The following is an 18,529-nucleotide window of genomic DNA, read 5'->3' on the forward strand; positions in this document are numbered from 1 at the left end:
CGGAACGCGGCGTGTGCCCCGCCGATCCGTTGCCGAACCGGCGGCCGCTCAGCTGCCGCGATAGGTGGAATACCCGTACGGCGAGAGCAGCAGCGGCACGTGGTAATGGCCGTCGTCGGCAATGCCGAACGCGATCGGCACCTGTTCCAGGAAGGGCGGGTCGGGCAGTGCGGTGCCGGCCGCCCGCCAGTAGCCGGCCACCTCAAATTCCAGCCGGTAGCGGCCGGGTTGCAGCGTGAGTGCAGCCAGTTCGGGGCAGCGCCCGTCCTGGTTGGTGACCCCGTCGAAATGCAGCGTGGCGCCGGCGAACAGGCGCAAGGCGATGCCGGCGGCGGGGCGGCCGGTGGCCGTATCCAGCACATGGGTGGAGAGCGTGCTCATGCCACCGCCTGGGTCGGTTGCGGCCATTGGCCGATGAACTCGGGTTGGTCGTAAGCCAGATAGCTGTCGACGATGGCCTGGCGGTCGTCCAGGAACAGCTGGTCGGCCACCGCGCGGGCCAGCCGCGGCAGCGCGACCTTGAGCCCGGACAGCGCCGCCGCCGACGGGCCGTGGTTGATCAGCGCCGAATAGTTGAAGGCGAACAAGCCGTGCAGCAGTGCGGCATCGTCGGGCGTGCGCGGCAGCAGTTCGAAGCCCGGGCCCAGGTAGGGATGCGCATCCAGCACCGGATTGGCCTGGCCCGGCGGCGGCTGGTAGCGGTCGCCCCAGCAGGCGATGCGCCCGGACAGCGCGGCCAGTTCCGGGCGCAGTTGCGGGTCGGTGACCAGGCCGGTGGCAACGGCCAGAAAATCGAAGCGGTGCTCGCCCTGTGGCGTGCGCACCACCACCTCGCCATCGCGCTCGGCCACCTCCAGCCATGGCGCGCCCAGGTGCAGCGCGAAGCCGGCATGCGCGCAGGCACGCTGGAAGGTGTCGTTGGTCGGCGGCTGGTTGTGTGCGAAGAAGCTGGCCATCATCCGGTACTTGTCCGCATCCGGCAGCGTCAGAAAGCGCGGGATGATGCCGGCCTGTTCCATGTGGCGGAATGGGTTGATGCGCGGCAATGCGCTGCGGCGCACGAACACCTCGGCACTGGCGACGCCTTGATCCAGCGCGAAACAGGCGTTGTCGAACGCGGAGGCGCCACCGCCCAGGATGCCCACGCGCTTGCCGGCCAGCGCGGCGAAGTCGATGTGGCCGGAGGTATGCGCATAGCGCTGTGCGGGCAGGGCGCGGCTGATCCAGTCCGGCACCATCCACTGGCCGCCGCCCTGGATGCCGGTGGCCAGGATCAGCTTGCGCGTCAGCAGCGGCGCGCCCATCGCCAGATGCAGGCGATGGATGCCCGGCGCCACGTCCGGTTCCACCCGCGCCAGCCGCGTGGCATTGCGCACCGGCAGACGCAGCACCGCGCGGTACCAGCGCAGGTAGTCCATCCAGCTGCCGCGCGGGATCTTGTCCAGCGCGTCCCAGCCGGCGCCGCCGTGTTGTGCTTCCCACCAGGCGCGGAAGGTCAGCGACGGCACGCCCAGGTCGATCGAGGTGATCTGCTTGGGCGTGCGCAAGGTCTGCATGCGCGCGTAGGTCACCCACGGGCCCTCCTGCCCGGCCGGGTTCTCATCGATGACCAGCACGTTGTGCACGCGCTCGCGTTGCAGTGCGAACGCCGCGCCCAGGCCGCTCTGGCCGGCGCCGACGATGACCACGTCATACACATGCCCTGCCGGATGCACGCGCGGCTGCACCCAGGCATCGCCGCCATGGGCCAGGCGTTGCAGGTCGTGGTGGAGCTCGCGTTCGAGTTGGGCCAGGCTCATGGCAGTGCCTCCAGGCGCAGTTGCACGATCTTGCCGATCTCGGCGAGGGCGGTGGACAGTTCTTCGCTGCGCGAGGCATCCAGCCGGCGTTCCAGTGCGGCCAGGATGCCGGCCTTGTCGTGCAGCCGCACGCAGATCACGAACGGAAATCCGAAGCGATGGCGATAGGCCTGATTGAGCGCGTGGAAGCGCTTGAATTCGGCTTCGCTGAGCCGGTCCAACCCGGCCGAGGCCTGCTCGGCGGCCGACGCGGCGGTGAGCGTGCGGTCGATCGCCGCCTTGCCGGCCAGTTCCGGATGCGCGCGGATCAACGCAACCTGGTCTTCCTGCGACGCGTCGAACACCACCTGCATCAGCCCGCGGTACACATCGGCGAACGGACGCCGCCGTGCAGCGCGTTCGACCACCCACGGCGAATGCTCGAACAGCTCGCGGTAGCGCGCCACGAAGGCGGCATCGTCCAGCACGCTGTCGTCGATCACGCTCATGCATGCGTCCCCTGCAGCGAGACATGCGCGGCCACCACTTTCCAGCCGTCGGCAAAACGCACCCAGCTCTGGCTCTGGCGGCCGCGCGCGCTGCTGCCGTCGCGGATGAATTCTGCATGCGTGGTGGCGAAGTCGTGGCCGAAGCCATGCACTTCCACATGTGCGAGCTGGCGCTGTGGCGAGCCGCCGCGGCCGATGCGGAAGGCGCGGATCGCCTCGATGCCGTACAGCACCTCGCCCACGCCGTAGCGCACCGTGCTGGGTGCGGGGTGGAACAGCCCATCCATTGCGGCGATGTCGTCGTCCATCAGGGCTTGTTCGTAGGCATGGAAGGCGGCGGTCACTTGCGCGATCACCTCGGGCAGGTCGATGTCGGCGGTGTCGATGCTCATGCCGGATGGACCTGCAGCCAATGCCGCGCAATATCGATGCGGCGCGCAATCCAGGCATCGCCGCTGGCCAGCACGTGATCGACGAAACGTGCCAGGGCCGCCGCGCGCGCCGGCTTGCCGACGATGCGCCCATGCAGGCCGACCGACAGCATGCGCCCGCCTTCGCTGCGCAGGTGCTCGAAGCCATCGCGCAGATAGCGGAAGAACGGCTCGCCATCGGCAAAGCCGTTGTAGGCGACGAATTTCATGTCGTTGGCGTCCAGCGTGTACGGCACGATCAACTGCGCACGGCCATGCCGATGGTCGTAGTACGGCACATCGTCGGCGTAGCTGTCGGCGTCGTAGACAAAGCCGCCTTCCTCGGCGACTAGCCGCGCGGTGTTGGGGCTGGTGCGGCCCTGGTACCAACCCAGCGGGCGGCTGCCGGTGGCGCGGGTGTGCACGGCGATGGCTTCGGCGATATGCGCACGCTCGGTGGCTTCATCCACATGCTGGTAATCGATCCAGCGCAGGCCGTGGCTGGCGATCTCCCAGTCGGCGGCCTGCATCGCGGCGACCGCTTCGGGATTGCAGGCCAATGCCTGCGCCACGCCGAATACGGTCACCGGCACATTGCGCGCAGTGAACAGCCGGTGCAGCCGCCAGAAGCCGGCACGGCTGCCGTATTCGTACAGGCTTTCCATCGCCATGGCGCGCGCGCCGGGCTGCGCTTGCGTGCCGACCATCTCCGACAGGAAGGCTTCCGAGCCGGCATCGCCGTTGAGCACGCAGTTTTCCGCGCCCTCTTCGTAATTGATGACGAACTGCACCGCGATGCGCGCGCCACCGGGCCACTGCGCTGCAGGCGGGGTGGCGCCATAGCCGACCAGGTCGCGCGCTGTGCTCATGCCTGCGGCTCCGCGTGCCAGGCCGCCAGTGCGGCTTCCACCGCCAGCCCTGGTGTGCAGGCGTAGCCTTCGGCGCGCAGCACCGCTTCCAGCGCGGCCAGGGTGATCAGCACCTTGTGCTTCATCGCGTTGTAGCCCATCGCGCCGATGCGCCAGATCCTGCCCTGCAGTGGCCCGAACGCGGTGCCGATCTCGATCTCGAAATCCTCGCGCATGCGCCGGCGCACCGCATCGCTGTCGATGCCGTGCGGAATCACCACGCCGGTGACATTGGTCATGCGGTGCGCATCGTCGCCGAACACCTCCAGCCCCAGCGCGCGGATGCCGGCACTCACCGCACGCCCGGCGGCGGCGTGACGGGCGAAGCGGGCGTCCAGGCCTTCCTGCAGCGCCACGCGCGCGCATTCGCGGGCGCCGTACAACATGGTGGTGGCCTCGGTGTGGTGATTGAGGCGCTTGTCCGACCAGTAATCCATGATCATCGCCAGATCGAAATAATTCGAGGCGATGCGCGGCCCGCTGCCGTTGACGATGTCCTCGCGCACGATGCCGCGCTCGACATGGCGACGCGCGAAGATCGCCTCGGCCGCCGTGTCGGAGACGGTGATCGGCGCCGAGCCGGATGGCCCGCCCAGGCATTTCTGCAGGCCGCCGGTGACCACGTCCACGTCCCAGCGATCGCTGGCGATGGGCATGCCGCCGATGGTGGCGGTGGCATCGACGTAACTCAGCGCGCCGGCCGCGCGGCACAGCGCACCGAGGCCATCTAGCGGCTGGGCAATGGTGGTGGAGGTGTCGCCGTGCACGGTAGCGACCAATTTGGGTGCCACGCGCTCGATCGCCTCGGCGATTGCAGCAAGCGGCACCACCTCGCCCCATGGCGCATCCACGGTGTGCACGTCGGCACCGAGCCGGCCCAGGATCTCGGTGAGCAGCAGGCCGAAGCGGCCGAAGTTGATCACCAGCACGCGGTCGCCCGGGCTGACCAGCGACACTAGCGCCGCCTCGATGCCGGCGCGCGCGGTGCCGTCGACCAGAAACGTCCAGCGATTCTCGGTGCCGAACAGCGGCCGGTACAGCGCCATCACCTCGTTCATGTAGGTGGTCATTTCCGGATCGAACTGGCCGAGCAGATCGGCGGCCATCGCACGCAGCACGCGCGGATGCGCATTGACCGGGCCCGGGCCCATCAACAGCCGTTGCGGGGGATCGAGCTCGCCGAAGGTGTGCAGGTGACGCAGATCAGGTGACAAGGGGATCTCCCAGGTGTTCGATGAAGTGGCGCATGACCGCCAGTGCGAGCTCGGCATCGGCCGGGGCCACGTGTTCGTCCGGATGATGGCTGATGCCGCCGGCGCAGCGCACGAACAGCATCGCGGTGGGGCAGAGCGCAGCCATCACCATCGCATCGTGGCCGGCGCCGGACACCAACTGGCGCGGCGCGACGCCTTGTGCGGCGACTGCGTGTTGCAGACGGGTCATCAGTGCCGGTGCGCAGGGGCTGGCGGCCAGCGTCTGCAATGGGTCGATGGCGATGGCGATGTTGCGGGTTTTGCTGATACGGGCCAGTGCGCGTTCGATTTCCAGCACTGCCGCATCGCGCGTTGCATCGTCGCCGGCACGCACGTCCAGCGTGCAGTCCACCCGGCCGGGCACCACGTTGGTGGCACCGGGTGCGACCTGCAGCTTGCCGACCGTGGCGACCAGGTCGTCGCTGCCGGCGCGTGCAATCCCTTCGATCGCCAGCAGGGCCTCCGCAGCGGCGCTCAATGCATCGCGACGCAAGGCCATGGTGGTGGTGCCGGCGTGGCCGGCGCGGCCGTCGAAGCGCAGGGCAAAGCGCCGCTGCGCGGCGATCGCGGTGACGATGCCGACCGGCAGGCCTTCGGCTTCCAGCACCGGGCCTTGTTCGATGTGGGTTTCCAGATAGGCAAGCACGCTGCCGGGCGCGCGTGCGGCTTGATGTATGTGCGCGATGTCCAGATCCCAGTCGGCCAGCGCGCTGGCCACGTCGGTGCCGGCCGCGTCGGTGACCGCCAGCGTGGCGGGGTCGAGCGTGCCGGCGACCGCGCGGCTGCAGAACATCGAGGCAGGAAAGCGCGACCCTTCCTCATCGCCGAAGGCGATCACCTCAATCGCGAACGGCAGGCGCCGCCCTTGGGCGTGCAGCGCGGCGACGCATTCGATGCCGAGCAGGATGCCGAGCGGGCCGTCATAACGCCCGGCATCGCGCACGCTGTCCAGATGGCTGCCGATCAGCAGCGCCGGTGCGTCGGCATGCGCGCCTTCGTAACGCCCGATCAGGTTGGCCGCTGCGTCCAGACGCACCTGCATGCCGGCCTGGCGCATCCATTCGCCCACCTGTGCGACGGCGGCGCGATGCGCAGGGCTGAGCCAGGCGCGGAACAGCCCGACGGGTGTGTCGCTGTAGGGCGTAACACCCAGGGCGTCGCAGCGGTCGACCGCGCGTGCGCCCGAGCTGTGGACGGGTGAGCGGCGTTGCGCGCTCAGCATTGGGGGCCGTGCGGGGGTGTTGTTTCAACGCAGCTGCCAGGATCGCGATGCGACAGGGACTGATGCATGGAGCCTCCGCAGGCGGTGTGGAAAGGGGGCGGATATCGCCAACGTTGGTCGCCTTGCAACAATGGCATCAGGTGCTCGCGCGGCCGGCGGTGGCCGTCGAATCGACTATACGAACCCGCCCCGTCACCCCAAAGCGGTTTTTTTAGGGTCGGGCGTTGCAAAAAATGCGACGGGCGGCTTGCGGCCCGTTTTGTTCCTTCTCCCGCCGGGAGCAGGTGCCAGCAGGGCGGATGCGGGTGCGGCAGCGTCGAGATAGCTGAGCAGCCATACCCTCACCCCAACCCCGCTCCCGCAAGAGCGGGGCTTTGGTCTTCCTTCTCATCCGGCTGCTACAGTCATGTGGATTCCATGAAAGAGATTCACCAATGGCGCGCGACAACTTCAAGGACCTGCTGGCACTGATCGCCATCGTTCGCGAGGGCAGCTTTACCCGCGCTGCCGCCAAGCTGGGCGTTTCGCAGTCGGCGCTGAGTCACACCATCCGCGGGCTGGAAGCGACGCTGGGTCTGCGCCTGCTGACCCGCACCACGCGCAGCGTGGCGCCCACCGAAGCCGGCGAGCGGCTGATCCAGACGGTGGCGCCGCGCTTTGCCGAAATCGAGGAGGCGCTGTCTGCGCTCGGCGAAATGCGCGACACGCCCGCAGGCACCGTGCGCATCACCGCCACCGACTACGCCGCGCGCGCGATCCTGTGGCCCAAGCTGTCCAGGCTGCTGCGCGACTACCCGGAGATCAAGGTCGAGATCGTGGTCGACAACGGCCTGACCGACATCGTCGCCGACCGCTACGACCTGGGCGTACGGCTGGGCGACCAGGTGGAAAAGGACATGATCGCCGCGCGCATCGCACCGGACATGCGCATGGCCATCGTCGCCGCGCCGTCCTATTTCGCGCGTCGGCCCATCCCCAAGACGCCGCAGGACCTCACCGCGCACAGCTGCATCAACCTGCGCATGAAGACCGCCGGTGGCATCTACGCCTGGGAGCTGGAAAAGGACGGCCGCGAAGTCATCGTGCGCGTGGATGGCCAGCTGACCTTCAACGGCACCTACGAAGCGCTGGACGCGGCGGTGGACGGCTTCGGCATCGCGTTCGTGCAGGAGGATCTGGCGCGCCCGCATATCAAGGCCGGACGGCTGCGCTGGGTGATGAAGGACTGGTCGCCGACCTGGCCGGGCTTGCACGCGTTCTATCCCAGCCGCCGCCATTCCTCGTCCGCCTTCAACCTCGTCGTGGATGCGCTGCGCTACAAGGGTTGAGGGTCCGCGCCAGGCAGAGGTGCTCGACGCAGGCAAGTGGTTGATGAGCGGGCTTCATAAGCCCGTGCGCATCCGCCATCTTTATCGCTGTTCACGGCCTGCGTAAGCTGCAGCACATCCAGACACGCACACGCCCGAGCCGCAGCGCCCGTTGCTGCATTGCGCCCGTCGTGCGTCGCTGCGCTGACAGGTCGATGCAGTGCATCGCTGCCTGCGGCGCATCCCCTCCGAACACCAGGTTCGCGATCGAGCGCGGCGTCAGCGCGCTTGCGGCGTGGCGTTCGTCTCGCATTCCACTTCGCACAAAGGCCCCACATGCAAGCCAGTTCGCTCGCTACCGATCCATCCTCGCGCGCCGCACCCGCCGCAACCCGCCAGACCTGGAGCGCGGTCGGCTCGATGTCGCTCTGCGTTGCGCTGCTGATCGCTTCCGAGTTCATGCCGGTCAGCCTGCTCACGCCGATCGCCGCCGATCTGCACGCCAGTGCCGGCATGGCCGGCCAGGCGATCTCGATCTCCGGCCTGTTCGCGGTGGTCGCCAGCCTGCTGATCGCACCGCTGTCGTCGCGCTTCAACCGGCGCCATGTGTTGATCGCACTGACCGGGGTGATGCTGTTGTCGCTGCTGTTGATCGCCAATGCGCACAGCTTCGGCATGTTGATGGTGGCGCGCGCGTTGCTCGGCATCACCATCGGCGGCTTCTGGGCATTGTCCACCGCCACGGTGATGCGCATCATGCCCGAGCATGCGGTGCCCAAGGCGTTGGGCATCGTGTTTATCGGTAACGCAGTCGCTGCTGCATTCGCCGCGCCATTGGGCAGCTATCTGGGCGCCACCATCGGCTGGCGCGGGGTGTTCTGGGGCATGTTGCCGTTGGTTGCGCTGACCATCGCCTGGCAATGGCGCAGCCTGCCATCGATGCCCGCACAGGGCACCACTTCGCTGAGCGGCATCGTCACGTTGTTGAAGCGTCGCTATGTTGCGCGCGCCATGCTCGCGGTGATGCTCGGATTTGCCGGTGCGTTTTCTGCCTTCACCTACTTTCGCCCGTTTCTGGAAACCGTTGCGCAGGTCGATGTGTCGCAACTGTCGTTGCTGCTGCTCGGCCTGGGCCTGGCCGGATTCGTCGGTACCTATGCCGCCACCGCGTTGGTGCCGAAGCGCTTGTTCACCCTGCTCAGCGTACTGCCGGTCGCACTGGGTGTGGCGACCATCGGCATGCTGCTGGCAGGTCACCTGGTGTGGGCCGTGGCCGTGGCGATGATTGCCTGGGGCACGCTCAACGCGGCGATGCCGGTGGCCTGGTCCACCTGGTTGAGCCGCTGCGTCAAGGACGCACCGGAAAGCGGTGGCGGCCTGATGGTTGCCGCAATCCAGCTCTCCATCATGCTGGGCGGGGCCGCAGGCGGCGTGCTGCTGGATCATGTGTCGATCGGCGCCACCTTTGTGGGTGCCAGTGTGTTGCTGCTGGCCTCGTCACTGGTTGCAGGGCGTGGCGATCGCTTACAGCCGTGAGCGATGGCGATCGCACGATGCGGCGCGCATTGCGCGGACGTCGGCCCGTGCCACGCAACGACGCCAGAGGCAGTGCTTGGCTCCCTCTCGCGGCGCACACCCAAGGTGTCTGCGTAGGTATTGCCGCATGGCCGGTGCTGCTGCCATCGAGCAGCGCCGGTCCGATGCCGAGAGACAACGGAAGACGTTGGCGAGCGCACCGTTGTCAGCAAGCGCAAGCGCGTGTGGCTGTTGTGCCGTCGTGGCGGACTCCTGGCGTTATCTCCAACAGTCCGATGTGAGATGACGAGCACCTCACACCAACGCGGAACTTGTCAGGCTCAATCGGCCGACAGCGATCCCAGGGTGAAGCCGGACACGGCATTGACCTTGCCGCGCCAGAGCACACCACGGTTGCTGGGCAGGGGCTGGCCGCCGGGCGAGAAGCAACGCGAGTCGATCAGGTGAATGAATTGCGGCGGCCGGCTGCTTTGCTGCGCATCTTCCTCGGTGTCGTAGATGCTGGCATGGCTGGCAAACGCACGACGGATATCCTCTTTTTCCTCGGCATCGCCGGGATAGGCGGCAGAGAATTCCTGCGCAAACGCCTCGAAGTACTGCTTGCCGCTGACCAGCTGGCCGGACACGATGATGCCCTCGACAAACAGCGTGATGCCGAACTGCACGTTCGAGCTGTTGACCGTTGCGACCAGCTTCTGCAGATACCAATCCAGGCTCTGGCCGTCGAATGCCAGCTTGACGTCTTCCAGGCTGGGTTGGTTGTCTTCTTGCTCTGTCATATGGCTCTCCTTGGTGGAAGGGTTGATGCGTCTGTCGAAATAAGCACGGCGACGTAGCTTACCCATCGCCATGCATGCCCAAGAAAGCAGGTGCGTCCTGTCCGGTGAACGGCGTGGTTGAGTCCGCCATCGTCGCCTTGGAGAGCATGCCCAGAGTCTATGACATGTTCACCTTGTCGGCCTGCAACTGGCTGGAGTCTCGGTCCTGCGCGCTAGCCGGTGCTGGGGTGCAAGCACGCTCTGACCCGATCGCTTGATTGGCGGGCAGCGATGTCTGCCCGTCACCACGCAGGCGCAGCAAGCATCATCACGCCCCAACCATCACCACCCAGCCACCGCACCATCGGATCGCGGATCGCTTGCTCCGCTGATCACGCCATCGGCCTCGCGCACCAGCGCGCCTGCGTGTCCCATCACCGAGCTGTAGGCGGGCAACAGGTCCACCGCATGCCCGGCATCGCGCAGTGCCTGCACCAGTGCCGGATCGAAGCGGTCTTCCAGCTTGAGTGATGTGCTCTCTTCGCCCCAGGTGCGTCCCAATAGCCAGCGTGGTGCGGTGATGGCCTGTTGCAGCGGCACGCCGAAACGCGCGTAGCGGGAGAAGATCGCGGCCTGGGTCTGTGGTTGGCCTTCACCACCCATGGTGCCGTAGGCCATGACGCGGCCGTCGTCGAAGGTGGCCAGCGCCGGGTTGAGGGTGTGGAAGGGTTTACGGCCCGGGGCGAGTGCGTTCCAGCCGTCGGGGGCGAGGCGGAAACTGCAGCCGCGGTTTTGCCATGTGATGCCGGTGCGTGGCAGCACCAGGCCAGAGCCGAATTCGAAATAGGTGGACTGGATGCAACTGACCGCGCGGCCGTGCGCGTCGATGGCGCCGAACCAGACGGTGTCGCCGGCCTGCGAGGGCTGCGGCCAGGGCAGTGCGCTGCGCATGTCGATGCGTGCGGCGAGCGCATCGAGTGCGCCACTGTCATCGAGCAGCGCCTGTGCGTCTAGCGTCATCCAGTCGGGGTCGCCGAGGTGTGCGTCGCGGATCAGGAAGGCCTGTTTGCTGGCTTCGACCAGGCCGTGGAGGTGCGCATAGCTGTCGGGCTGTGCGACCTGCAGGCGATCGAACAAGGCAAGGATCAGCAGCGAGGCCAGGCCTTGCGTGGGCGGTGCGTGGTTGTAGAGGCGTGCACCGTGGATGGCGACCGAGAGCGGTACGCTGGCGTCGGCGTGGTGGCTAGCAAGATCGTGCGCGCGCAGCGGGCTGCCGAGCGCCTGCAGGTCGGCGGCGATGTCGTCGGCCAATGCGCCGCGATAGAAACTGTCCAGGCCGTGGTCGGCCAGCCGTTGCAGGGTGTGTGCGAGCTGCGCCTGATACAGCAGTGCGCCTTCGTGCAGCGGCGTGCCACGCGGTTCGAAGATGTCCGCGTAGGCACCGGGTTGCACGCGCAGCTCGGCCCCCTTGCTGGTGGCGATGTGCGCACCGCCCAGCGTCACCGGCACGCCGGCGCTGGCGTGGTGGATGGCGTCCTGCAACAGGCGCTGCAACGACAGGCCGCCGCCTGCGTGCTGCAGGGCAAGCGCCCAGCCTGAGACGGTGCCGGCGACGGTATTGGCCGCGCCCGGGCCGCGCCACGGAATGCTGCTGTGGCCGCGATAGAACTCCAGTGTTGCAGCCTGTGCGGCACGGCCGCAGGCGTCGATGGCGTGCACGCGGCCGTCGGGGTCGTGGATCAGCCAGAAGCCGTCGCCCCCGATACCGGTCATGTGCGGGTAGACCACGGCCAGGCAGGCGGCGGTGGCGACGGCCGCTTCGATGGCATTGCCGCCGTCGCGCAGCACATCGCGCCCGGCCTGTGCGGCCAGATGGTGCGGGGCCACGACCATGCCGCGGCGTGCGCGCAAGGTGTGCAGCATCAGCGTGTCTCCGCCGGTGGGCTGAAGGCCAGCAGGCCGTCGCGTTCGAGTTGCGCGGCGAGCGCGAACAGGCGGTCTTCGCGGCCGGGTGCGGCAATCAGCTGCACACCCAGCGGCAGGCGACCGGGGCGCGGCAACGGCGCGGCCAGCACCGGGCAGGCGGCCAGGCCGAGCGGCTGGGTGAAGATTCCCAGGTTGGCGCGTGCGGACACCGGCAGGCCGTCGATCTGGATGGTGTCCTGGTCGATGCGCGGCGCCACGCAGGGTGTGGCCGGGGCGATCAACACATCCACCTCGTCCCAGAGGCGCTGCATGGCGGCGCCAAACCACTGCGCGAAGCGGTGCGCATCGGCCACCGCGCTGGCGGGCAGTTGCAGGCCGGCGAGCAGGCGGTCGCGGGTGGCTGGGTCGAACCGCTCGGCCTGCGTGCTCAGGCCGGCGCGATGGCGGTGGCCGCCCTCGGCGGCGGTGAGCACGAAGGCGGCGGCGCGGGCGCGTTCTGCTTCGGGTAATTCGATGAGGGTGTTGCTGTCGCAGGCGGTCAGCAACGTGCCGAGGCCGGCATCCAGCTCGGGATCCAGGTTGCGCTGGAACCAGCCGCCCAGGCGGGCGATGCGCAGGCTGCCGGCATTGCACGACGCCAGCGGCTGACCGAGCATGACTTCATGGACGCGGCGCAGGTCGGCGATGGAGCTGGCGAACGGGCCGACCACATCCAGCGCATCGACGAAGCCGAACACGCCATCCAGCGGCAACGCGCCGTGCGTGGGACGCAGGCCATACACGCCGCACAGCGCGGCCGGGACGCGGATGGAGCCGTTGGTGTCCGAGCCCAGCGCGAACGGCACCAGCCCGGCGGCCACCGCGGCGGCCGAGCCGCCCGACGAGCCACCGGCCAGATGGCGGTGATCGTGCGGGTTGGCGGTGGTGCCGTAGTGCGCGTTGACGGTGGCGAAGCCGTAGGCGAATTCGTCCATGTTGGCGGTGCCGACCAGCACCGCGCCGGCATCGCTCAGCCGTTGCACCACGGCCGCATCGCGGCTGGCGGGCGCGGACTGCGCGCGCATGACGGCGCCAGCGGTGGTGACCTGGCCGGCGACGTCGAACAGATCCTTGACCACGAACGGCACCCCGGCCAAGGCACCGCCGTCGCTGCCTCCGGCCAGCGCGGCCTGCACGCGCGCGGCATCGGCGGCGGCGCGTGCGGGCAGCAGGCGGGTGATCGCGCGCAGGCTGTCGTTGGCCTGGTTGATGCGCGTGAGCGTCTGGGTGGCAAGGCGTGCGGCCAGGGTGGGCTGGCTGCGGGTGGTGCTGACGATGGAAGCGATCAGCCCGCGCGGCGTGGTGGTGTCCGGTGCGGCGGGGCGCGGCGCGTTGAAGCTGGCGAGCAGCTGCGCGTGGCCACGCAGGACCTCGGTATTGCGATCGATGCCGGCCTGCCACTGCGCTGGGAGTTGCATGGGGTCACCTGGTTGGAAGCGGGGATTCGCTCGTTGGGAGTCGGGATTGGGATGCCGCAGCATCATCCGCGCCTCGGGCAGCTTCTCCCGAGGGGAGAGGGGGGAGCGGCAGGCCGACTGCTGGTGGTTGCGGCGCGGTGAGATGGTCTACCAGCAGCTGTTCGAACGCTTCGATATCCACCACATGCACCACGGTCTGCGCCTGCTCGCCCAGGCCCGGCTGGTACCCCGGTGCCCACGACAGGATGTCGCCGTAGCCGGCATCGAAGGCGGTGTTGGTATCGACGTAGAGCGTCTCGGTCCGTGTCGCCAGCTCGGGCCGCAGCCATACCGCAGTGGCCAGTTCGTCCCACATCGGAAAACCCGGTTCGCGGCGGCGCAAGGCATGGCCGATGCTGGTATCGGCCGCGCTCATGCGCGCCAGCAGGTCGGGCGTGAGTTCGGTCGCGGTCGATGGATCCACCGGCACCATGGTGATCTTGCGCCAGGGGGCGCGCATGACGATGCTGGCCGCCTCCGGATCCCAGCGGATATTGAATTCGCGGCGTGGCGAGTTGACGAACTCGCGCGCGAATTGCTGCGCGCTGATGCTGTTGCGTTGCTGGCGTGGGTTGAGGCTGCCGCCCATGTAGACCAGCTCACGTGCCAGCGTGGCGAAGGACGGATCCAGCGATTGCGCAAGCGCCAGATTGGTCAACGGGCCGGTGGCAATGATGCTCACCTCGCCCGGATACTGGCGCACCATGCGCAGCATGAACAACGCGGCCGGCTCGTCGGACGCGCGCACCACGCTGGGATTGCCCAACGGCAGGTCGGGCACCACGTCGTGCGCGTGATAACGCGGCGCGCTTTGCACGGTGTCGCCATCCACCCAGTGCCTGGTCCAGGCACCTTTCCAGACCAGCTTGCCGTAGAGCGCTTCCCAACGCTCGGTGGCCAGTTCGCTGTTGAGCAGCGGATGCACCGGGCCGGGCAGCACCGGGATGTCGGGGTGACCGGCCAATTCCAGCAGGCGGCAGCTATGCGCCAGCACTTCGTCGCGCCAGATGTTGCCGCTGACCGCGCTGATGCCCAACACCTCGACCTCGGGCGACTGCAACAGCAGCAGCTGCGCGGGTGTGAAGCCGTCGATGTCGTCTTCGAGAATGACGCGGCGTCTGGATGAAGAGGTGTGCGGGTCGGTCATTGCGTCTTTGTCATGGAAGGTTGAGTGCGTTGCAGCGGCGATGGATCGAGGGCGTTGGTAGGAGCGTGCCTGCGCGCGACGGGGGGTTACCGGTAAAGCCCGTTCGCGCTCTGGCGCGCTCCTGCATTCAACAACGTGCGCTCGTACTGGGCCAGGTCGGTTTCCAGCTGCCATTGCAGCCGGGCCTTCTCGCTACCCTGGCGGAATGCGCGACAGGCAGCATCATCGGTTTCGCGCTGCAACGCAGTGGCGCAGGCCTGCGCAGCGTTACCGCCGGCATCCCACAGGCTGGTGCCCGGCAGGAAGCTGTAGGTCAGGCCGTTGCGGGCGAGCTGTTTGAGGGTGGGGTAATCGATGCCCTGTTCCTGCATCGCGCGTTGATATTCGTGGGTCATGTCCGCGCGGGAGACGCCGGCATCGTCGGTGGACAGCACCACCGGCACGCCGGCGCGCAGATACATCGCCAGCGGATGTGCGGGGCCTTTGACGCCAAGAATCACATCGTTGCTGGTGAGGTTGATCTCCACCGCAATCTGCTGGCGGCGCATGCGCTGCAGCAGGCCGTCGGCGTCGTCTTCATAAGGCAGGTCCACGCCATGACCGATGCGGCGCGCACCAGCGTCCACCGCCTGGCGGATATGCGAGCGCAGTTGCGCCGGCGGCACCAGGCCCAGGGCCAGCTCGCCGGCGTGCAGGGACAGCGGCACGTCGGGATAGCGCGCGGCGAAGAAGCGGAACATCGCCATGTGCCGCGCGTAATCGGCCAGCGCCACCGGGTTGTCTTCGGGCGCGACGATGTTCAACGCCACCGCGCGGCTGCCGCCGGCGGCGATTAGCGCATGCGCCAGCGCCATCTGCCCGAACACCATCGGCTGCGGCAACACGCGCAGCACGTAAGGCACGTAGCGGTAGGTGACCTGGCAGCCGGGACGCGCATCGGGCTGGTCGCAGTGCAGCACGCGGCGCACCTGGGCATCGGTGTCGGCAAGCGCGCGTTGTGCGGCCTGCACCAGCGGCGGCAAGGCATCCTGCAAGGCGCGCAGGTTGGCCGTGTCGTCGTCGCCCTTCCAGGGCAAGGACTGCATCTGTTTTGCGGCCTGATCCATCTGCGGCGGATTGGCGATGATTTCCACATAGGGCACACGGTCGCGTGCGGCCTGCTCCAGCACCGCGGCCACGGTGTCGGCAACGCGCGTGCGCACCACCGCGTCGAACTTGCCGAAGGTGCCGAAGAACTGACCGTGTCCGGTGGGTTGCGACGGGCTGGGCAGGAACTTGCGCATCGACAAGGCATCCACCACCCGTCCATACAGCGCGGCATTGCGCGTTGCCAGGTCGCGTGCCGGCTCCTGGCCGTTGCCACACGGCGGCGCGCGCAGGCTCAGGTCGTCCAATTGCACGCAGGCGCCATCCTCGCTGGCCCACTGCAGGTAGTCCTCGGCATACACCGAGCCGGACAGATGGTTATGCAGGTCGCCGCCCTTGGGCATCGCCTGCAGCCAGGCACGCAGCTGCGCAGGCTGATCGGCGGCGGTGCGCAACAGCTGCGCCACCTGCTGCTCGCGTTGCTGTGCAGGGGTGGCTTGGCTGCGTGCCTGTGCGGCGGTGGGCAACAACAGGCATAGCGCCACAATCAGACTGCGATGAACGATGGACATGCGATGGAAAGCTCGAAAAGAACGGCAATGGCGCGATTACGCCGGTAGATGCGAAGCATGCCTTGCATGCGTGGTGCACGGCCAGCACTGGAGTGGGTTTTTGCTGGTGCTGAAGCTCGTATCGGTGGGTGGACGCCTGGGCGAGGTTGCAAGGCGGCTTAGTGCTGCATGAGGCGACGCGCCACCAGCAATGCCTGCGGATCGACAAGCGCTGCTTCGTCGCTTGCGAATCTCCCGCAGCGTCCTGCACATCGGCATGCCGGGCCTGACGCTGCACACCAGCGCAGCGCAGACAAGCGCACTGCAGCGACCAGGCCGTTTCCGACAGCGGGTACGCGATGTACGGGTGATGCACTGCGGCGGCGTGCAGGTCATGACGATCGGCGGCACAACGCATCGTCATCTGCAGTGCTCACCAATCGCACTGGCAGGACCATCGACATGGGGGAATAGCCGCACTCGCGGCAGCGCTGCATATGCGTCTGCCGCACACAGACCGCCTCAAAGATCCAGCACCAGCCGTGACGAGCGGCTACGCGAACAGCACAGCGTGATCTGCCGGTTCTGCGCGTGTTCGCTGTCGCTGAGCACACTGTCGCGGTGATCGGGGGTGCCGGCCAGGACGCCGGTCAGGCAGGCGCCGCACATGCCCTGCTCGCAGGACAGCGGCACCTCGATGCCGGCGTCCAGCAGGGCACTGGCGATGCTGCAGTCGGCCGGCACCTGCACCACGCGGCCGCTGGCGGCCAGCTCCACTTCGAAGGCGCTGTCGGCATCGTGGGCGATGCCGGGCTCGGCGGCGGCAAAGTGTTCGCGGTGCAGCTGCTCCGCCGTCCAGCCGTGCGCCCTGGCAAGCAGCGTGAAGTGGTCCATGAAGGCAGCCGGCCCGCACAGATACAACTGGTCGCGCGCACGCGCCTGGCCCAATTCTTCGGGCACATGCACGCGCGGGCTTTCGCCGCCGTCGCTCAGATGCACCTGCACCTGGCCGTGCGCGAAGCCCTGCTGCAGCCGCTGCCCGAACGCCACGTCGGCGTGCCGGCGCGCGTAGTAGTGCAGCACGAAGGGTTCGCCGCGCGCTTCCAGCGCTTCGGCCATCGACAGCAGCGGGGTGATGCCGATGCCGGCGGCCAGCAGCACGTGGCGCTCGCCCGGATGCAGCGGAAACAGGTTGCGCGGTGTGGAGATGCGCAGGCGGTCGCCGGTGCTCAGCTGCTCGCACAGATGCCGCGAGCCGCCGCGCGAGGCGTCGGCCAGCTTCACGCACAGCAGGTAGTGGTCGCGCACATGCGGTGCGCTGGCGATCGAGTACTGGCGGATCATGCCGTCGGGCAGATGCAGGTCCACATGTGCGCCGGCCTCGAAGGCCGGCAACTCCGCGCCGACCGGCTCCAGCCGGATCGCGCGCTGGCGATGGCCCTGGTCGAAGACCTCGGCAACGCGGACCTCGTGCAACTGCATGGCGTGCTCCTTGGCGGTCAGCGCAGGAAGAAGTCGCTATAGCCCTGGCTGCGCAGGCCACGGCGATAGGCGATGGAACTGCGGTCGGCCGGGATATGCACTTCCAGCAGCGGGTCCAGCGGCAGGTATTCCGGGCGCTGTGCCTCGACCATGGCGCGGTCTTCCTCGAACACGCGCAGGTTGAAGGCGTGCACGTCCTCCACCGGCAGATGGGTGTCGAAGTTGCGTGCGATCGGCACCAGCAGGCGCGTCTTGTGCTTGGACACCGGGCTGGCCGCGTTCATGATCACCAGCCGCTTGCCCGGCACCGGGAAGTGGATGGTGAGCGTGGCAACGAAGGGCAGGTGTACTTCGAAATGGCGCAGCCACTGGAAATCCGGGTCCACGTCCGGCAGCGGCATGTCCACCGAATAGTTGGCCACCGAGCTCAGGTAGTCGGCATTGAAGCCGGTCGGCGTCTCGGTGGTGGTGTAGGCCGGCACCTCGCGCTTGTCCGGCTGGGCAAAGGTGGCGGTGTGCACGAAGGCGAAATGCGCCACGTCGATGAAGCCCTCCAGCTGGCGCGCGGCACTGCCGCCGATGTCGAAGGCCGGGCAGACGATCTGCTGGAAGCCGTTCTCGTCCCAGCCGGGCATCGGCGGAATCTGCACCTCGGCCGCGCTGACGCCGGCCGGTTTGGCCAGGCACACCCAGATCAACCCGTAGCGCTCGGCCACCGCGTAGGTGTGCAGGCGCATCTTGGCCGGGATGTTCTGGCTGGGACTGGCGGGGATGTGGTTGCAGCGCCCGCCCGAGCCGAAGCGCAGCCCGTGGTAGGCGCAGACCACGCCGCCGCCATCGGCGGTGCCCATGCTCAGCGGCACGCCGCGGTGCGGGCAGACATCGCGCGCGGCCACCAATTCCTCGCCCAGCCGGTACAGCACCAGCGGCTCGTCCAGCAGGGTGGCCTTGAACGGCGCCTGCCCGACCTCGCTGCTCAGCGCCACCGCGTGCCAGTGCTGGGCCAGGCGCTGCCAGTCGGCGGCCTCGAAGGTGCAGTGCAGCGGCAGGGCGGGGACGGCGACATCCATGGGTCCAGTCTCTGGCGTAGGGCGGGAGCGGTGCCGGATTGACTCTAGGAAGCCGGGGGTGTGTTATCAAACATCGATTTTCAGCCAAGC

General features: G+C 68.0%; 16 protein-coding genes. 2 read left to right on the forward strand and 14 right to left on the reverse strand.

Annotated elements, in window-relative coordinates; translation table 11 throughout:
• Window positions 1-48: 48 nt before the first annotated feature.
• The 7 genes from uraH to ACCQ04_RS01440 are packed head-to-tail and all read right to left on the reverse strand — an operon-like array spanning window position 49 to window position 6,080.
• Complete coding sequence (gene uraH / locus ACCQ04_RS01410) at window positions 49-408, reverse strand: hydroxyisourate hydrolase (protein ID WP_016901422.1); 360 nt, start codon at window positions 406-408, stop codon at window positions 49-51.
• On the reverse strand, window positions 378-1,799 hold the full coding sequence (gene hpyO, locus ACCQ04_RS01415; RefSeq protein WP_226427027.1) for an FAD-dependent urate hydroxylase HpyO: 1,422 nt from the start codon (window positions 1,797-1,799) through the stop codon (window positions 378-380). Before hpyO ends, uraH begins: the two co-directional genes overlap by 31 nt.
• The gene (gene uraD / locus ACCQ04_RS01420) at window positions 1,796-2,287 is read right to left on the reverse strand and encodes a 2-oxo-4-hydroxy-4-carboxy-5-ureidoimidazoline decarboxylase (protein ID WP_016901424.1); all 492 of its coding nucleotides are present in this window, start codon (window positions 2,285-2,287) and stop codon (window positions 1,796-1,798) included. The genes hpyO and uraD overlap by 4 nt, the downstream gene beginning before the upstream one ends.
• Window positions 2,284-2,679 carry an oxalurate catabolism protein HpxZ gene (hpxZ, locus tag ACCQ04_RS01425; protein WP_226427026.1) on the reverse strand — a complete coding sequence of 132 codons (396 nt, stop codon included), beginning with the start codon at window positions 2,677-2,679 and terminating at the stop codon, window positions 2,284-2,286. The genes uraD and hpxZ overlap by 4 nt, the downstream gene beginning before the upstream one ends.
• Window positions 2,676-3,566: an allantoinase PuuE gene (gene puuE / locus ACCQ04_RS01430; RefSeq protein WP_046344985.1), complete on the reverse strand. Its 891-nt coding sequence runs from the start codon at window positions 3,564-3,566 to the stop codon at window positions 2,676-2,678. The genes hpxZ and puuE overlap by 4 nt, the downstream gene beginning before the upstream one ends.
• Window positions 3,563-4,819, reverse strand: a complete 1,257-nt coding sequence (locus tag ACCQ04_RS01435) for a pyridoxal-phosphate-dependent aminotransferase family protein (RefSeq protein WP_184457827.1) — start codon at window positions 4,817-4,819, stop codon at window positions 3,563-3,565. The genes puuE and ACCQ04_RS01435 overlap by 4 nt, the downstream gene beginning before the upstream one ends.
• Complete coding sequence (locus ACCQ04_RS01440; RefSeq protein ID WP_226427025.1) at window positions 4,809-6,080, reverse strand: allantoate amidohydrolase; 1,272 nt, start codon at window positions 6,078-6,080, stop codon at window positions 4,809-4,811. Before ACCQ04_RS01440 ends, ACCQ04_RS01435 begins: the two co-directional genes overlap by 11 nt.
• A gap of 434 nt (window positions 6,081-6,514) precedes the next feature.
• Here ACCQ04_RS01440 and ACCQ04_RS01445 point away from each other — a divergent pair, with 434 nt between their 5' ends.
• Both ACCQ04_RS01445 and ACCQ04_RS01450 read left to right on the forward strand, forming a co-directional pair.
• Window positions 6,515-7,408, forward strand: coding sequence for a LysR family transcriptional regulator (locus ACCQ04_RS01445; protein WP_024939822.1), 894 nt, complete (start codon window positions 6,515-6,517; stop codon window positions 7,406-7,408).
• Window positions 7,409-7,723: 315 nt separating this feature from the next.
• Window positions 7,724-8,923, forward strand: coding sequence for an MFS transporter (locus ACCQ04_RS01450; RefSeq protein WP_046344980.1), 1,200 nt, complete (start codon window positions 7,724-7,726; stop codon window positions 8,921-8,923).
• 320 nt (window positions 8,924-9,243) lie between these two features.
• On the opposite strand, the gene gvpU is transcribed toward ACCQ04_RS01450, so the two are convergent.
• The 7 genes from gvpU to ACCQ04_RS01485 all read right to left on the reverse strand — a co-directional run bounded on the left by gvpU (window position 9,244) and on the right by ACCQ04_RS01485 (window position 18,439).
• Entirely contained in the window at window positions 9,244-9,702 is a 459-nt protein-coding gene (gene gvpU / locus ACCQ04_RS01455; protein ID WP_024939820.1) for a gas vesicle accessory protein GvpU, read from the reverse strand.
• A gap of 321 nt (window positions 9,703-10,023) precedes the next feature.
• The gene (ggt, locus tag ACCQ04_RS01460; protein ID WP_226427024.1) at window positions 10,024-11,604 is read right to left on the reverse strand and encodes a gamma-glutamyltransferase; all 1,581 of its coding nucleotides are present in this window, start codon (window positions 11,602-11,604) and stop codon (window positions 10,024-10,026) included.
• A complete protein-coding gene (locus ACCQ04_RS01465; RefSeq protein WP_226427023.1) occupies window positions 11,604-13,064 on the reverse strand; it encodes an AtzE family amidohydrolase in 1,461 nt (486 codons plus the stop codon). Before ACCQ04_RS01465 ends, ggt begins: the two co-directional genes overlap by 1 nt.
• A 4-nt stretch (window positions 13,065-13,068) precedes the next feature.
• A complete protein-coding gene (locus ACCQ04_RS01470; RefSeq protein WP_226427022.1) occupies window positions 13,069-14,250 on the reverse strand; it encodes a nucleoside hydrolase in 1,182 nt (393 codons plus the stop codon).
• Window positions 14,251-14,336: 86 nt separating this feature from the next.
• Window positions 14,337-15,908 (reverse strand): adenosine deaminase family protein, encoded by a 1,572-nt coding sequence (locus ACCQ04_RS01475; protein WP_226427021.1) that lies wholly within the window; start codon window positions 15,906-15,908, stop codon window positions 14,337-14,339.
• Between the two features lie 501 nt (window positions 15,909-16,409).
• A complete protein-coding gene (locus tag ACCQ04_RS01480) occupies window positions 16,410-17,369 on the reverse strand; it encodes a PDR/VanB family oxidoreductase (protein ID WP_024939815.1) in 960 nt (319 codons plus the stop codon).
• Between the two features lie 17 nt (window positions 17,370-17,386).
• Complete coding sequence (locus ACCQ04_RS01485; protein WP_226427020.1) at window positions 17,387-18,439, reverse strand: Rieske 2Fe-2S domain-containing protein; 1,053 nt, start codon at window positions 18,437-18,439, stop codon at window positions 17,387-17,389.
• Window positions 18,440-18,529: the final 90 nt, after the last annotated feature.

Origin of the sequence: Xanthomonas sp. NCPPB 2866 (assembly GCF_041475745.2) — a bacterium.
Classification (GTDB): domain Bacteria; phylum Pseudomonadota; class Gammaproteobacteria; order Xanthomonadales; family Xanthomonadaceae; genus Xanthomonas; species Xanthomonas arboricola.

What these genes read in the sequence shown, in the direction of transcription:
- uraH (WP_016901422.1), bottom strand. Translation starts at nt 408, where the DNA reads ATGGCCGCAACCGACCCAGGCGGTGGCATGAGCACGCTCTCCACCCAT.
- hpyO (WP_226427027.1), bottom strand. Translation starts at nt 1,799, where the DNA reads ATGAGCCTGGCCCAACTCGAACGCGAGCTCCACCACGACCTGCAACGC.
- uraD (WP_016901424.1), bottom strand. Translation starts at nt 2,287, where the DNA reads ATGAGCGTGATCGACGACAGCGTGCTGGACGATGCCGCCTTCGTGGCG.
- hpxZ (WP_226427026.1), bottom strand. Translation starts at nt 2,679, where the DNA reads ATGAGCATCGACACCGCCGACATCGACCTGCCCGAGGTGATCGCGCAA.
- puuE (WP_046344985.1), bottom strand. Translation starts at nt 3,566, where the DNA reads ATGAGCACAGCGCGCGACCTGGTCGGCTATGGCGCCACCCCGCCTGCA.
- ACCQ04_RS01440 (WP_226427025.1), bottom strand. Translation starts at nt 6,080, where the DNA reads ATGCTGAGCGCGCAACGCCGCTCACCCGTCCACAGCTCGGGCGCACGC.
- ACCQ04_RS01445 (WP_024939822.1), top strand. Translation starts at nt 6,515, where the DNA reads ATGGCGCGCGACAACTTCAAGGACCTGCTGGCACTGATCGCCATCGTT.
- ACCQ04_RS01450 (WP_046344980.1), top strand. Translation starts at nt 7,724, where the DNA reads ATGCAAGCCAGTTCGCTCGCTACCGATCCATCCTCGCGCGCCGCACCC.
- gvpU (WP_024939820.1), bottom strand. Translation starts at nt 9,702, where the DNA reads ATGACAGAGCAAGAAGACAACCAACCCAGCCTGGAAGACGTCAAGCTG.
- ggt (WP_226427024.1), bottom strand. Translation starts at nt 11,604, where the DNA reads ATGCTGCACACCTTGCGCGCACGCCGCGGCATGGTCGTGGCCCCGCAC.
- ACCQ04_RS01465 (WP_226427023.1), bottom strand. Translation starts at nt 13,064, where the DNA reads ATGCAACTCCCAGCGCAGTGGCAGGCCGGCATCGATCGCAATACCGAG.
- ACCQ04_RS01470 (WP_226427022.1), bottom strand. Translation starts at nt 14,250, where the DNA reads ATGACCGACCCGCACACCTCTTCATCCAGACGCCGCGTCATTCTCGAA.
- ACCQ04_RS01475 (WP_226427021.1), bottom strand. Translation starts at nt 15,908, where the DNA reads ATGTCCATCGTTCATCGCAGTCTGATTGTGGCGCTATGCCTGTTGTTG.
- ACCQ04_RS01480 (WP_024939815.1), bottom strand. Translation starts at nt 17,369, where the DNA reads ATGCAGTTGCACGAGGTCCGCGTTGCCGAGGTCTTCGACCAGGGCCAT.
- ACCQ04_RS01485 (WP_226427020.1), bottom strand. Translation starts at nt 18,439, where the DNA reads ATGGATGTCGCCGTCCCCGCCCTGCCGCTGCACTGCACCTTCGAGGCC.